Annotated in this window: 10 protein-coding genes; 5 read left to right on the top strand and 5 right to left on the bottom strand. The window is 76.2% G+C overall.

Annotated elements, in window-relative coordinates:
* Positions 1–43: 43 nt before the first annotated feature.
* From GJV82_RS06000 to glgX, 3 genes are all read right to left on the bottom strand, one after another.
* Complete coding sequence (locus tag GJV82_RS06000; RefSeq protein WP_024839250.1) at positions 44–1,315, bottom strand: hypothetical protein; 1,272 nt, start codon at positions 1,313–1,315, stop codon at positions 44–46.
* 131 nt (positions 1,316–1,446) lie between these two features.
* Positions 1,447–3,201: an FAD-binding dehydrogenase gene (locus GJV82_RS06005; RefSeq protein ID WP_155098600.1), complete on the bottom strand. Its 1,755-nt coding sequence runs from the start codon at positions 3,199–3,201 to the stop codon at positions 1,447–1,449.
* Between the two features lie 32 nt (positions 3,202–3,233).
* A complete protein-coding gene (gene glgX / locus GJV82_RS06010; protein WP_404812932.1) occupies positions 3,234–5,534 on the bottom strand; it encodes a glycogen debranching protein GlgX in 2,301 nt (766 codons plus the stop codon).
* Positions 5,535–5,645: 111 nt separating this feature from the next.
* Between glgX and GJV82_RS06015 the strand changes: the two genes are divergently transcribed.
* The 3 genes from GJV82_RS06015 to GJV82_RS06025 all read left to right on the top strand — a co-directional run bounded on the left by GJV82_RS06015 (position 5,646) and on the right by GJV82_RS06025 (position 9,729).
* Positions 5,646–6,461: an electron transfer flavoprotein subunit beta/FixA family protein gene (locus GJV82_RS06015; RefSeq protein ID WP_024839247.1), complete on the top strand. Its 816-nt coding sequence runs from the start codon at positions 5,646–5,648 to the stop codon at positions 6,459–6,461.
* Between the two features lie 13 nt (positions 6,462–6,474).
* On the top strand, positions 6,475–7,482 hold the full coding sequence (locus GJV82_RS06020; protein ID WP_024839246.1) for an electron transfer flavoprotein subunit alpha/FixB family protein: 1,008 nt from the start codon (positions 6,475–6,477) through the stop codon (positions 7,480–7,482).
* Between the two features lie 111 nt (positions 7,483–7,593).
* Positions 7,594–9,729 carry a PhoX family protein gene (locus GJV82_RS06025; protein ID WP_024839245.1) on the top strand — a complete coding sequence of 712 codons (2,136 nt, stop codon included), beginning with the start codon at positions 7,594–7,596 and terminating at the stop codon, positions 9,727–9,729.
* A gap of 54 nt (positions 9,730–9,783) precedes the next feature.
* On the opposite strand, the gene GJV82_RS06030 is transcribed toward GJV82_RS06025, so the two are convergent.
* A complete protein-coding gene (locus GJV82_RS06030; protein ID WP_024839244.1) occupies positions 9,784–10,830 on the bottom strand; it encodes an aminoglycoside phosphotransferase family protein in 1,047 nt (348 codons plus the stop codon).
* A gap of 209 nt (positions 10,831–11,039) precedes the next feature.
* On the opposite strand from GJV82_RS06030, the gene GJV82_RS06035 reads away from it, so the two are divergent.
* On the top strand, positions 11,040–12,293 hold the full coding sequence (locus GJV82_RS06035; protein WP_024839243.1) for a cysteine desulfurase family protein: 1,254 nt from the start codon (positions 11,040–11,042) through the stop codon (positions 12,291–12,293).
* Positions 12,290–13,465 (top strand): tRNA 2-thiouridine(34) synthase MnmA, encoded by a 1,176-nt coding sequence (gene mnmA, locus GJV82_RS06040; RefSeq protein WP_318657342.1) that lies wholly within the window; start codon positions 12,290–12,292, stop codon positions 13,463–13,465. Before GJV82_RS06035 ends, mnmA begins: the two co-directional genes overlap by 4 nt.
* Here the strand turns inward: mnmA and GJV82_RS06045 are convergent.
* Positions 13,423–13,866 carry an ester cyclase gene (locus tag GJV82_RS06045; protein ID WP_155098601.1) on the bottom strand — a complete coding sequence of 148 codons (444 nt, stop codon included), beginning with the start codon at positions 13,864–13,866 and terminating at the stop codon, positions 13,423–13,425. The genes mnmA and GJV82_RS06045 overlap by 43 nt on opposite strands.
* Positions 13,867–13,909 lie beyond the last annotated feature (43 nt).

Raw genomic sequence — 13,909 nt, forward strand, 5'->3', positions numbered from 1 at the left:
TCTACCTCGGCGCACCGGGCCTCTACCTGGCGAGACCCTGCCTCTACCTCGACGAGGAGAGGGGCTCTCCCGGGGATGGGGCCGTGGGCTCGCCGAGGAGTTCGAGGTAGCGGGAGCGGGTGCGGACGACGTCGGCGAGCTGAGTCTGGATCCCGTCGACGAACTCCTCGCGGTAGACGGCGTCGACCTGGACGGAGATCGCGTAGTACAGACCGGTGAACGTCGCGATCGCGACCGAGACGCGCAGGAGGGTCTGCGTGACGACGAGGTCCGCGCCGCCGACGCCGCCCCCGCCCGCGAGCGAGAACGTGCGCTCCCACGTGCCGCCGTCGACGTCCCACAGCGCCATGACCTCCGGCGTCACGGTGAGCGTGCCGAGCGCCATGAAGAACAAGCCCATCCCGAGGCTCACGACGAGCACCTGGAGCAGCTGGCTCGTCGCGATCATCGCGGCGAGGTTCGCTCGTTGCCTCGGGGTGAAGCGGGCGGCGCGCTCGTGCTCCGGCATGTCGGCGGCGGTCTCCGCGAGCGCCTCGCGCGCCTCTCCCGGCACGCGCAGACCGACGAAGACCACGACGAGCAGGGCGAAGAACGCGCCGAGCACGATGTCCGCGACGCCGTGGGTGCGGTCGAAGACCTGCCACACCTCGGCGTTGTAGAACAGCACGAGCGAGAAGACGAGCAGCAGCGGCAGCAGCCGTACGAGGCGCAGGAGCGACGCGCCGAGCTCGTCGACCACCCGCGCGAGGCCCCACCACAGCGACGACAGCACCCCGTACCCGACCACGACGCGCACGGCCCCGAGCAGGACCAGGTTGCCCGCCACCGTGAGCAGTGCCTCGTCCCACTGCCCGCCGAACACGAGCGGGAGCAGGGCGGGTACGAGGACGAAGAACGCGAGCTCGGGAAGCCCTACCGACTGCGGCAACGTCGACCAGCGGCGACCCCGTAGCACGTTGAGCCCTGCGTACGCCGCAGCGACGAGCGTCGCACCACCCACGAGCGCGAGCGCGTTCGCCCATGCCGGCCAGCCGGACCGGATCGCGCCCGTGAGCTCGGCGAGCAGCACGACGAGCAGGAACGGTGCCGACCGCCCGAACACGTCGCGGTCCAGCGAGTGCCCCTCGACGAGCAGCGGCAGCCCGTTGCGGCGGAAGACGCGCTCGCACGCGGTGACGTCGAGGGGTGCGGTCGCCGGGTAGGTGCCCGGCTGCTCGACGCCGTCCGGACCGGCCGGATCGTCGTGCCCGACCGGTCCCGCGCCCGAGGCGAGGGCAGGTCGCCCGGTTCGGGACGCGTCGTCGTGCACGCTCATGCTCGGTGACCCTACCCGCCGCAGCACCGTGCGCGACCGATGCCGGCGGACGTTCTCAGCGACCACACCTCTACCTCGCGCGACCGGGCCTCTACCTCGCGTGACCGGGCCTCTACCTGGCGACCAGCGGGTCAGCCGAGCTCGGCCGCGAGGGCACGACCCGCCACGCGGCCCGAGTAGAGGCAGCCCCCGAGGAACGTGCCCTCCAGCGCGCGGTGCCCGTGCACCCCGCCGCCGCCGAAGCCCGCCGCCTCGCCCGCGGCCCACAGACCGGGCAGCACGGAGCCGTCGGCGCGCAGCACGCGCGCGGACGTGTCGGTCCACAGCCCGCCGAGCGTCTTGCGCGTGAGCACCGACAGGCGCACGGCGAGCAGCGGGCCGTCCTTCGGCGTCGTGAGCGGGCGCGGGGGCGAGACGCGGATGAGCCGGTCCACGCGGTAGCGGCGGGCCATCGCCGTCGCGACGACCTGCGGGTCCTTGCCGAGCCCGGTGCGGACCTGCTCGTCGCGCAGGCGGACCAGGCGCTCGAGCGACGCCGGGTCCACGTGCCCGCGCGACCCGGGCGTGGCGTCGACGAGCGCGTTCATGCCCGCGGCGAGCTCGGCCGGCGTGTCCGCCCAGACGAACTCGGGCGACCGCTCGGCGAACCGTGCGACCGGGCCGACGGCGCCGGGCAGCACGCGCTGCGCGAGCAGGCGCACGTCCTTGCCGGTGAGGTCGGGGTTCTGCTCGGACCCCGAGAGCGCGAACTCGGTCTCCATGACGGCCTTGTTGAGCACGAACCAGGAGTGGTCGTCGCCGCGCTCGGTGAGGTGCTGCAGCGCGCCGAGCGCGTCGAAGCCGGGGAACAGCGGCGCGGGCAGCCGGTTGCCGTCGGCGTCGAGCCACAGCGAGCTCGGACCGGGCAGGATGCGGATGCCGTGGTCGGTCCACACGGGGGAGTGGTTCGCGATCCCCTCCGGGTAGTGCCACATGCGGTCCTCGTGGACGAGCGCGGCGCCCGCGTCGGCGGCGACGCCGATCATGAGCCCGTCGGTCGAGTCGGGGACGCCGGAGAGCATGCGGGCGGGCAGGTGGCCGGCGGACCGCGGCCAGCGCGAGCGCACGAGCTCGTGGTTCGCGCCGATGCCGCCCGACGTCACGACGACGGCGCTCGCCGCGATCTCGACCTCGCCGACCACGTCGCGCGACGACGGCGCCCCGCGCTCCGCGTCGGACGGCGCGAGGACCTGCGCCCGCACGCCCGTCACCGCGCCGTCGGTCACGACGAGCGACGTGACCCGGTGCCGGAACCGCAGGTCGAGCAGGCCCGCGGCCCGGGCGTCGAGCGCGGCGCGCACGAACGGCTCCAGGATCGCCGGCCCGGTGCCCCACGTCACGTGGAACCGCGGCACGGAGTTGCCGTGGGCGCCGGCCGCCGACCCGTCGGCGCCCGAGCGCACCGGGTACCCGCCGCGCTCGGCCCACTGCACGAGCGGGAACCACCGCACGCCCTTGCCGTGCAGCCAGTCGCGCATCTCCCCGGCGGCGAAGTCGACGAACCCGCGCGCCCAGGCGTACCCGTGGCGGTCGGGGCCCTCGCCGCGGTCGGCGCCGGGCGCGAACTGCGCGGACCCGAGCCAGTCGTCGAACGCGAGCTCGGCGGAGTCGGTGACGCCCATGCGCCGCTGCTCGGGCGAGCCGACGAGGAACAGCCCGCCGAACGACCACCACGCCTGGCCGCCGAGGCTCGCGGCCGGCTCCTGGTCGAGCAGGACGACGCGTCGCCCCGCCGCGGTGAGCTCGGTCGCCGCGACGAGCCCCGCGAGGCCGGCGCCCACGACGACGACGTCGGGGCTCTCGACCGGGCCGTGGGTGGAGGAGGAGTCGACCACGCTGTCACTCATGCGCGAACACTAGAGCACGCGGGCGCCGACGGTCACCGCGTCACGTAGACGCGCAGGCTCAGCGCCTCGAGCCCGACGACGTCGCCCGCGCGGGCGGTGCCGTCGCCGTCGACGTGCGCGCGGTCGCCGGGGTGCTCCCAGTCCGAGTCCCACACGAGCTCCCACACCTCCGGGCCGCCGCCCGCGGTGGCGCGGACCCCCGGCAGGGTGACGTCGACCGGGTCGAGCGACCCCGCGAGCACCACGAGCACGTCCGCGTCGCCCGGCGACGGCGCGGTGCGCAGCATCTGGAGCGTGCGGACCGCGGGGTCGTGCCACGTCGCGTGGTCGAGGAGCTCGCCGTCGGCGTCGAACCACACGAGGTCCGGCACCCCGACCGCCGCGTCCCCGGCGGCGGGCCGCGGGCGCCCCGTGAAGAACGCGTCCGCACGCAGCGCCGGGTGCTCGCGCCGCAGCGCGAGGAGGTGGCGCGCCGTCGCGAGCAGGTCCTTGCGCCACGGCGCGAGGTCCCACGACACCCACGACGTCTCGTCGTCCTGCACGTAGGCGTTGTTGTTGCCCCGCTGCGTGCGCCCCATCTCGTCGCCCGCGGTGATCATCGGGGTGCCTGCGGCGAGCAGCAGCGTCGCGAGGAGGTTGCGGATCGACCGGCGCCGCAGCGGCGCGATCTCCACCCCGAGCCCGTCGATCCCGTCGGCCGTCGCGTCCGGCGTCGCGACGGGCCCCTCGAGCCCGTGGTTCCACGAGCGGTTGTCGTCGGTGCCGTCGCGGTTGCCCTCGCCGTTCGCGAGGTTGTGCTTGTGGTCGTACGCGACGAGGTCGGCGAGCGTGAACCCGTCGTGCGCGGTCACGTAGCTCACGGACGCGACGGGCCCGCGCACGAGCGGCGGGTCGGAGTGGCCGAACAGGTCCGCCGAGCCCGCGAGCCGCGTCGCGAGGTCGCGCACGCCGTGGCCCGGGCGCCCGTGCGACGCCTCGCGCGCGTCCGCGAGCCAGAACTGGCGCACGGCGTCGCGGAACCGGTCGTTCCACTCCGCCATGGGCGGCGGGAACTGGCCCGTGCGCCACCCGCCCGGCCCGACGTCCCACGGCTCCGCGACGAGCTTGAGCCCGCACAGCACCGGGTCCGTCTGGAGCGCGACGAGGAACGGGTGGTCCGGGTCGAAGCCGCTCGACCCGCGCCCGAGCGTCACCGCGAGGTCGAACCGGAACCCGTCGACGCCGACGACCTGCGCCCAGTGGCGCAGCGAGTCGAGCGCGGCGCGCACGACGGCGGGCCGGCGGAAGTCGAGCGAGTTGCCCGTCCCGGTGACGTCCGCGAGCCGCGCCGGCGTGGCGCCGTCGTGCAGGTAGTACCCGGCGTTGTCCAGCCCGCGCCACGACAGGTGGTAGCCGTCCGCGCCGCCCTCGCACGTGTGGTTGTGCACGACGTCGAGCAGCACCTCGATCCCGGCCTCGTGCAGCAGGTGCACCATGCCCCGCACCTCGTCGAGCACGGCGCCCGGGCCGGCCTCCTGCGCGGCGCGCGTCGCGTACGCCGCGTGGGGCGCGAAGAACCCGAGCGTCGAGTAGCCCCAGTAGTTCGTGCGGCCGGACGCGAGCAGGTGCGGCTCCGGCACGTTCGCGTGCACGGGCAGCAGCTCGAGCGTCGTGACGCCGAGCGACCGCAGGTGCTCGACGGTCACCGGGTGCGCGACGCCCGCGTACGTGCCGCGCAGGTGCTCGGGCAGCGCCTCCAGGCGCTGCGTGAGGCCGCGCACGTGCGCCTCGTAGATCACGGTGTCGCGCCACGGCACGCGCGGCCGCGGCGCGAGGGGCCCGGTCGGCTCGGCGACGACCACGGAGTGCGGCACGAACGGCAGCGAGTCGCGCGCGTCGGGCGGGCCGTACGGGTCGTCGCCCACCTGCCCGCGGATCGCCGGGTCGTCGACGAGCTCGCCGACGAGTCCGCGCGCGTACGGGTCGACGAGCAGCTTCGCGGGGTTGTGCCGCAACCCCGCGGCGGGCTCCCACGGGCCGTGCACGCGGAACCCGTACCGCTGCCCGGGACGCACCCCGGGGACGTGCGCGCGCCACACGCCGAAGGCCGGTCCTGCGAGCGGCACGCGGCGCTCGCGGTAGCGCGCCGGGTCGTGGGCGGGCCGCGCGGCGTCGACCACGTCCACGAGGCACAGCTCGACGGCGCTCGCGTGCGACGCGAGGACCGCGACGTCCACGCCGTCGCCCACGACGTGCACGCCGAGCGGCGGCACGGGGGCGTGCCGGTCGACGGGACCGGGCGCGACCGGGGGCGCGGCGGGGGCGGGGGACGGGTCGGGGGACGGCGCGTGCACGCGTCCATTGTGGCGGGTGTCACCGGTCCGGCCGGTCGCCCGCCGGTAGGCTTCCCCGAGCGGGCCGGGAACCTCTCCGGCCGACCGCCCAGCGCACAGGGAGAGCAGCCGATGCGGATCGTCGTCGCCGTGAAGTACGTCCCGGACATCCACGCGGACCGGGGCTTCGAGGACGGGCGCGTCGTGCGCCGGGCCGACGAGGGCACGCTCAACGAGCTCGACGAGAACGCGGTCGAGGCCGCGCTGCGCCTCAAGGAGGCGCTGCCGGAGGACGAGCGCGAGACCAGCGAGGTCGTCGTGCTCACGGTGGCCGGGCCGGACGCCGACGGCGCCGTGCGCCGCGCGTACCAGCTCGGCGCGGACCGCGGCGTGCGCGTGAGCGACGACGCGATCGCGGGCTCCGACTACTTCGGCACCGCGCGCGTGCTCGCCGCCGCGGTGCGCCGCCTCGCGGACGAGGCCCCGGTGGACGTCGTCGTGACGGGCATGGCCGCGCTCGACGGTCTGGGCTCCGTCGTCCCGGCGCTCCTGTCCGCCGAGCTCGACCTCCCGCAGCTCACGCTCGCCGGGAGGCTCGAGGTCGAGGGCGGGCCGGGAGCGCGCACCGCGCGCGTCACGCGCGAGCTCGACGGCGTCGAGGAGGTCCTCGAGGCGCCGCTGCCCGCCGTCGTGTCGGTCACCGACCACGCGAACGACCCGCGCATGCCCAACTTCAAGCTCATCATGGCGGCGCGCACGCGCCCCGTGGAGGCGTGGAGCCTCGCCGACCTCGGCGTCGACGCCGCGCTCGTCGGCGACGCCGGCGCGCGCACGCGCGTGCTCGACGCGTCGCCGCGACCCCCGCGCCCCGACGCCGAGATCGTCGTCGACAAGGGCGAGGGCGGGCGCGCCCTGGCCGAGTTCCTCATCCGCAACGACCTGGTCTGAGAGGCGTCCGCACATGAGCACCCCCGGGACCCGCACCGTCCTCGTCCTCCTCGACTCCGCCGCGACCGAGCTGCGCTCGCCCGTCCTGGAGCTCCTCACGATCGGCCGCGCCCTCGGCCGGGTCGAGGCCGTCGCGCTCGAGGCGCCGAGCGTCGGCGTGCTCGCCCAGCTCGGCGCGCACGGCGTCGCGCTCGTGCGCCAGGCCGAGCCGTCGTCCGGCGGGGAGGTCGTCACGGGCGACGCGCTGCACCTGACCCCCGTGGTGGCCGAGGTCCTCGCCGCGGCCGCGCGCGCGTCGCACGCGGACGCCGTCCTGCTGACGTCGTCGTTCCCGAACAAGGAGGCCGCGGCGCGGCTCGCGTTCCTCACCGAGGCGGGACTCGTCGTCGACGCCTCCGCGCTGCACGACGACGGCACGCACCTCGTCGCGGACAAGCGCGTGTTCGCCGGGTCCTGGGACGTGCGCAGCGAGATCCTCACCGACCCGGCCGTGCTCACGCTGCGCGCCAACTCCGTCGTGCCGCAGCCCGCGGACGCCGCGGTCGCGACGGAGGTCGAGGCGCTGCGCGTCGAGCTCTCGCCCGCCGCGACGGCCGCGCGCGTCGTGTCCCGGACGGTCGACGAGTCCGCGGGGGCGGGGCGCCCCGCGCTCGGCGAGGCCGCGATCGTCGTCGCGGGCGGGCGCGGCACGAACGGCGACTTCGGGCCGGTCGTCGAGCTCGCCGACGCGCTCGGCGCCGCCGTGGGCGCGACGCGCGACGCCGTCTACGAGGGCTGGCACGACCAGTTCGTCGGCCAGACGGGCGTCACGGTCGCGCCGCGCCTGTACATCGGCGCGGGCATCTCGGGTGCGCCGCACCACCGCGGCGGCATGCAGGCGTCGCAGGTGATCGTCGCGGTGAACAACGACCCCGAGTGCCCGCTGTTCGAGATCTCGGACTTCGCGGTCGTCGGCGACCTCGCGGACGTGCTGCCCCAGGCCGCCGAGGTGCTGCGCGAGCACCGGGCGTCGCAGGGGTAGCCGAGAGTTCACCCGCCGTCCTCCGGGCGGTGGTCGACCGGTCACCGACCGTTCCTAGTGTCGGGTCGGCTCCCCGTGACGGGGAGTCCCCCCGACCCGTGGAGACGACCGATGACGATCACGCCCGCCCCCGAGCACCGCTCCCTGCTCGCCGTCGCGCCGTACGCGCGCGGCAAGCGCAGCCCCGTGACCTGCCGGCTGAAGTGCGCGGACGCGTGCTCCCACCCCGTGCCGAACGAGAGCGCCAACGGGACGTTCCGCGACGTCGTCGCCGGCACGCTGTCGCGCCGCGCGCTGCTCGGCGGGCTCGCGGTCGGTGCCGCGGCCGTCGTGCTCGGCGCGCAGACGGTCGCCGCGCCGCCCGCCGCCGCCGCCGAGGGCGTCGCGGCGCACGGCGGCCACGGCGGCGGCCGTCCGCCGAAGGGTCTCGCGTTCGGCGCGATCCCGCCCCAGCCCGCGACGCGCGACGCGCTCGTCGTGCCGGACGGCTACCGCTGGCGCCCGGTGATCCGCTGGGGCGACCCGATCCTGCCCGGCGGGGCGCCGTTCGACGCCTCCCGCCAGACCCCGGAGCAGCAGGCGCGGCAGTTCGGCTACAACAACGACTACCTCGACGTCCTGCCGTTCGAGCGCGCGCACGCCGTCGCGGCCGCCCGGGGCAAGGGCGCGGGGCCGGGGCGCGGCACGCGCGGGCTGCTCGTCGCGAACCACGAGTACACCAACCCCGCGATCATGTTCGACGACTCCTACGACGCCCCGACCCGCCGCGCGATCGAGCGCGCCGCGCACGGCATGTCCGTCGTCGAGGTGCGCCGCCGCCGCACGGGGACGCCGTGGGACCACGTGTCGGACAGCCCGTACAACCGTCGCGTGCATCTCGGGACCGAGTTCCGCCTCACCGGTCCCGTCGCGGGCTCGGACCTCGTGAGGACCGTCGCCGACCCGTCGGGGACGCGCGTGCTCGGCACGCTCAACAACTGCGCCGGCGGCACGACCCCGTGGGGCACGGTGCTCTCGGGCGAGGAGAACTTCCACGGCTACTTCCGCACGTCGGGCACGGGCCACGACGCGCGCTACGGCCTCCGCGACGCCGCGACGGGGTACGGCTGGGAGCTCGACGACCCGCGGTTCGACGCCCGCACCCCCGGGTACGAGAACGAGCCGAACCGGTTCGGCTGGATCGTCGAGATCGACCCGTACGCGCCCGACGAGCCGCCCGTGAAGCACACGGCGCTCGGCCGGTTCAAGCACGAGGGCGCGAACGTCGTCCTCTCGCGCCGCGGGCACGCGGTCGCGTACATGGGCGACGACGAACGCTTCGACTACGTCTACAAGTTCGTCTCGTCGCGCACGATGCGGCCGGGGAACGGCGAGGGCGCGCGGCGCCACAACAAGACGCTGCTCACCGAGGGCTCCCTCTACGTCGCGCGCTTCACCGGGGACTCGCCCGCAGCCGAGATCGACGGCTCGGGCGCGCTCCCGTCCGACGGCGCGTTCGACGGCAGTGGCGAGTGGCTGCCGCTCGTCGTCGACGGCCGCAGCGCGGTCGAGGGCATGAGCGTCGAGGAGGTGCTCGTGTACACGCGCGTCGCGGCCGACCGGGTCGGCGCGACGAAGATGGACCGCCCCGAGGACGTCGAGCCCAACCCCGTCACGGGTCGCGTGTACGTCGCGTGCACGAACAACACGTCGCGCGGCGCGGACGGCGCCGAGGGCGCGACGGAGCCGAACCCGCGCACGACCAACCGCGACGGGCACGTCGTCGAGATCGTCGAGGACCGCGACGACGCCGCGTCGCTGACGTTCCGGTGGAACCTGCTCCTCGTCGCGGGCGACCCGTCCGCGAACGCGTCCACGTACTTCGCGGGCTACCCCCGGGAGAAGGTCTCGCCGATCTCGTGCCCGGACAACCTCGCGTTCGACGCCGAGGGGAACCTGTGGATCTCGACCGACGGCCAGCCGAGCACGATCCAGCGGTGCGACGGGCTGTTCAAGGTCACGCTCGACGGCCGCGAGCGCGGGCGCGTCGAGCAGTTCCTCTCCGTGCCGCGAGGCGCCGAGACGTGCGGGCCGGTCGTCGACTCCGCGGACCGCATGGTCTACGTGGCGGTCCAGCACCCGGGGGAGGACGGCACGTTCGACGCGCAGGACTCGTACTTCCCCGACTACCTCACGCCGGGCGCGCCCGTCCCGCCGGGAGCGTTTGCCGGCCCCCGGCCCGCGGTGGTCCAGGTGTGGCGCGACTGACGCACCGCACGCGAGGGGCCCGGCACCGCGACGGCGCCGGGCCCTCGCCGTCGGCTACAGGCCCAGGCGCTCGAGCCATGCGACGGCCGCGACGCCCTGCGCGCGCTGGAACGCGCGCAGCCGCGGGATCGTCGGCACGGCGGGCTTGCGCGCGGAGTGCAGGAAGTACCCGGCGATGCCCGCGACGACCGAGCGCAGGTCCGCGGGGTGCACGTCGCGCCCCAGGGGGTGCGCCGCGAAGGTCGAGGCCGCCCACGCCCCGCCGCGCGCCCGGCGCGCCGCGTCGGCGCTCACCGTGACGGGCTCGCTGACGCCCGCGACGCCCTGCATGACGACGCTCGGCAGGAGCATCGCGAGGTCCAGCCATGCCGCGCCGCGCGACGCGTAGGGCCAGTCCACGAGGTAGACCTTCTCGGGCGTGAGGAGCACGTTGTCCGCGCGCAGGTCCCCGTGCACGAACGACTCGCCCTCGCACGCGACGAGTGCGCCGCGCTCCGCCTCCGCGAGGTCGTCGAGGTGCGCGGCCGCCCACGGCACGACCTCCGCGAGCCGGGGGTCGGGGTCGTCCCGCAGCGCGCGCCACCCGGTGGCCATGTCGGCGAAGTCGGGGCCGGTCGGCGGCAGCCGCATCGCGCGGGCGCCGGGCACCGCCGCGACGCTCACGAGCGTCGCGAGCACGCGGTCCAGCTCGTCGGGGTCCCAGGGCGTCGTGGGCACGTGCCCGTCGACGACGTCGTAGGCCAGGGCGATCCAGTCGCCGTCCCCGTGGCCCCAGGCGAAGCGCGGGGCGGGGATCGCGCGCGGCAGGCGCGTGGCGACCTTCGCCTCGGCGCGGTGCAGGTCCGCCGCGACGGGCTCGTCGGCGGTGCGGGCGGCCTTGACGAAGAGCCGGCTGCCGTCGTCGAACGTCAGCACGGACGCGAGGCCGGGGCTGAACCCGGTCGTGACCGACCGCTCCTGCACGACGCGACCGCCCGCGACCGCCTCGAGCTCGTCGCGCAGCGCGAGCGGCAGGTCCGCCCAGCGCAGGCGGCCGCCGCCCGAGGCGACCGGGACCTCACCGGTGGCCTCGGCGGCGGGCAGTGCGACGTCGTCGGGCATCGAGATGCCACTTCCCCTGTCGGTGGCTGGGACGGTGTGCCGTCGGGCGCGTACCCGCCCGCGGCGAGCGGCGCGACGGCGGTGCGGCGACCGGGAGAGCGCCCGGCGGCGGCCGGGCGCAGACCTCTGACAACCTAGCGCTTCTGCGCGGGATGTCCAGCACGAAACCACGTCCCGGACCGCGGGCGGCGCGGCGGTTCGTAGACTGGGTGACCGTGACCCTCCCATCCGTCCCCGCGGCGGCCGCGTACCTCGACCACGCCGCGACGACGCCCCTGTCGCCCGCGGCGCGCGAGGCGTTCGTCGACGAGCTGTCCCGCACGGGCAACCCGTCGTCGCTGCACGCCGCGGGCCGCGCCGCGCGACGCACCGTCGAGGAGGCGCGCGAGTCCGTCGCCGCGGCGCTCGGCGCGCGCCCGAGCGAGGTCGTGTTCACCGCCGGCGGCACGGAGGCGGACAACCTCGCCGTCAAGGGACTGTTCTGGGGCCGGCGCACGACCGACCCGCGTCGCCGCCGCATCGTCGTCTCCGCGGTGGAGCACCACGCGGTGCTCGACCCGGCGTTCTGGATGGCGGAGCACGCGGGCGCGGAGATCGTGCTGCTGCCCGTCGACGGCGACGGCCGCGTGGACCTCGCGGCCCTGCGCGCCGAGATCGCGGAGCACGCCGACGAGATCGCGCTCGTCTCCGTCATGTGGGCCAACAACGAGGTCGGCACGCTCCAGCCCGTCGCCGAGGTCGTGCAGCTCGCGCGCCCCCACGGCATCCCCGTGCACTCCGACGCGGTGCAGGCCGTCGGGCAGGTGCCGGTCGACTTCGCGGCGAGCGGGCTCGACGCGATGACCATCTCGGGCCACAAGCTCGGCGGCCCCGTCGGCGTCGGCGCGCTCGTCGCGCGCCGCGACGCCCCGCTCACGCCCGTCCTGCACGGCGGCGGCCAGGAGCGCGGCGTGCGCTCGGGCACGCTCGACGCGCCCGCGATCCGCGCGTTCGGCGTCGCGGTCGCCGAGACCGTCGCGCAGCGCGAGGAGCGCGCCGCGCACGTGGCGGCGCTGCGCGACGCGCTCGTCGCGGGCGTCCGCGAGCGCGTCCCCGGCGCGGTCCTGTCCGGTCCCGAGCCGGCGCCCGCGACCCGCCTCCCCGGCAACGCGCACTTCACGTTCCCCGGGGCCGAGGGCGACTCGCTGCTCTACCTGCTCGACTCCGCGGGCGTGCAGGCCTCGACCGGATCGGCGTGCCAGGCCGGCGTCCCGCAGCCCTCGCACGTGCTGCTCGCGATGGGCGTGCCCGAGCACGACGCGCGCGGCGCGCTGCGGTTCTCCCTCGGGGCGACGTCGACCCCGGACGACGTCGCGCGCCTGCTCGACGCGCTGCCCGCCGCGGTCGAGCGGGCCCGGGCGGCCGGCCTCGCGTCCGCCCCGGCGCGCACCGCCGTGGCGAGCCGCACGGGGGGTGCCGCGTGAGGGTGCTCGCCGCCATGTCGGGCGGCGTCGACTCGGCGGTCGCCGCGGCGCTCGCGGTCGACGCCGGGCACGAGGTCGTCGGCGTGCACATGGCCCTGTCGCGCAACCGCGACCAGTTCCGCACCGGCTCGCGCGGGTGCTGCTCGATCGAGGACGCGGGCGACGCGCGGCGCGCGGCCGACGTGCTCGGCATCCCGTACTACGTGTGGGACCTCTCCGAGCGGTTCGAGGACACCGTCGTCGCGGACTTCCTCGCGGAGTACGAGGCGGGGCGCACGCCCAACCCGTGCGTGCGCTGCAACGAGCACATCAAGTTCGAGGCGCTGCTCGACAAGGCGACGGCGCTCGGGTTCGACGCCGTCGCGACGGGCCACTACGCGCGCGTCGTCACGCGCGACGTCCCGGACCCGTCCGCGCCCGGCGGCACGCGGCCCGTCCGCGAGCTGCACCGCTCGCCCAACACCGCGAAGGACCAGTCCTACGTGCTCGCGGTCATGGGCCCCGAGCGCCTGGCGCGCGCGATCTTCCCCCTCGGCGGCTTCGCGTCCAAGGACGAGGTGCGGGCCGAGGCCGCGCGTCGCGGCCTGTCGGTCTCCGCGAAGCCCGACTCCTACGACATCTGCTTCGTCGCCGACGGCGACACCCAGGGCTTCCTGCGCGAGCGCCTGGGCGCGCGCCCGGGCGAGATCGTCGACGCGGAGGGCGCCGTCCTCGGCGAGCACGACGGCGCGTACGCGTTCACCGTCGGCCAGCGCAAGGGTCTGCGGATCGACCGCCCGGCGCCCGACGGCCGGCCCCGGTACGTCCTCGACGTGCAGCCCGCGCGCAACCGCGTCGTCGTCGGCCCGGCCGAGCTCCTCAGCGTCGACCGCGTCGAGGCGGGCGCGGCCGTGTGGTTCGACGGCGCGCGGCCCGCGCCGGGGGCGTGGGTCGACGCCGAGGTGCAGGTCCGTGCCCACGGCGCCCCGGTCCCCGCGCGCGTGCGCGCCGTCGAGGGCGCCCCGGAGGGACCGGCGCAGGGCATGGAGATCGCGCTCACGGGTGCGCCGCTGCGCGGTGTCGCGGCCGGCCAGTCCGTCGTCGTCTACGACGGCACGCGCGTGCTCGGCCAGGCGACCGTCGACCGCGCCTACCGCGCCGCCGCGGCGCCGACCGCGACGGGCGCGGGGTGAGCGAGCACCCGCACGAGCGCGGCCTCGTCGCGCACGCACCAGTGCTCCGCCTCGCGCCCCTCGGCGAACCGCAGCACGTGCATCTCGCGCACGGCGAAGCGGCGCCCCGTGGGCGCGACGCCGCGGAAGAACCCGGTGTGCCGCGCGCTGAGCTCGACGTGCAGCGCCACGAGGTCGCCGTCCGCGACCGCGTGCAGCACCTCGACCCGCTGCTCCTCGAACGCCTCGTCGTACCAGTGCATCGTCGCGAGGAGGGCCTCGGCGCCGCCCTCGCCGCCCGGCGAGGTGTCGTGGTTGCGGAACCCGGGCGCGAGCAGCGCCGCGACGGCGTCGCCGTGGTTCCCGGGGATCGCGCGCGTGTGCACGGCGATCGCCGCGGCCTTGTTCTCGGGCATGCCCATGTCGGAGTCCTTCCGCCAGGCCGCGCGGCCCCCGGACCCCGGC

Origin of the sequence: Cellulosimicrobium composti (assembly GCF_009711085.1) — a bacterium.
GTDB lineage: Bacteria > Actinomycetota > Actinomycetes > Actinomycetales > Cellulomonadaceae > Cellulosimicrobium > Cellulosimicrobium composti.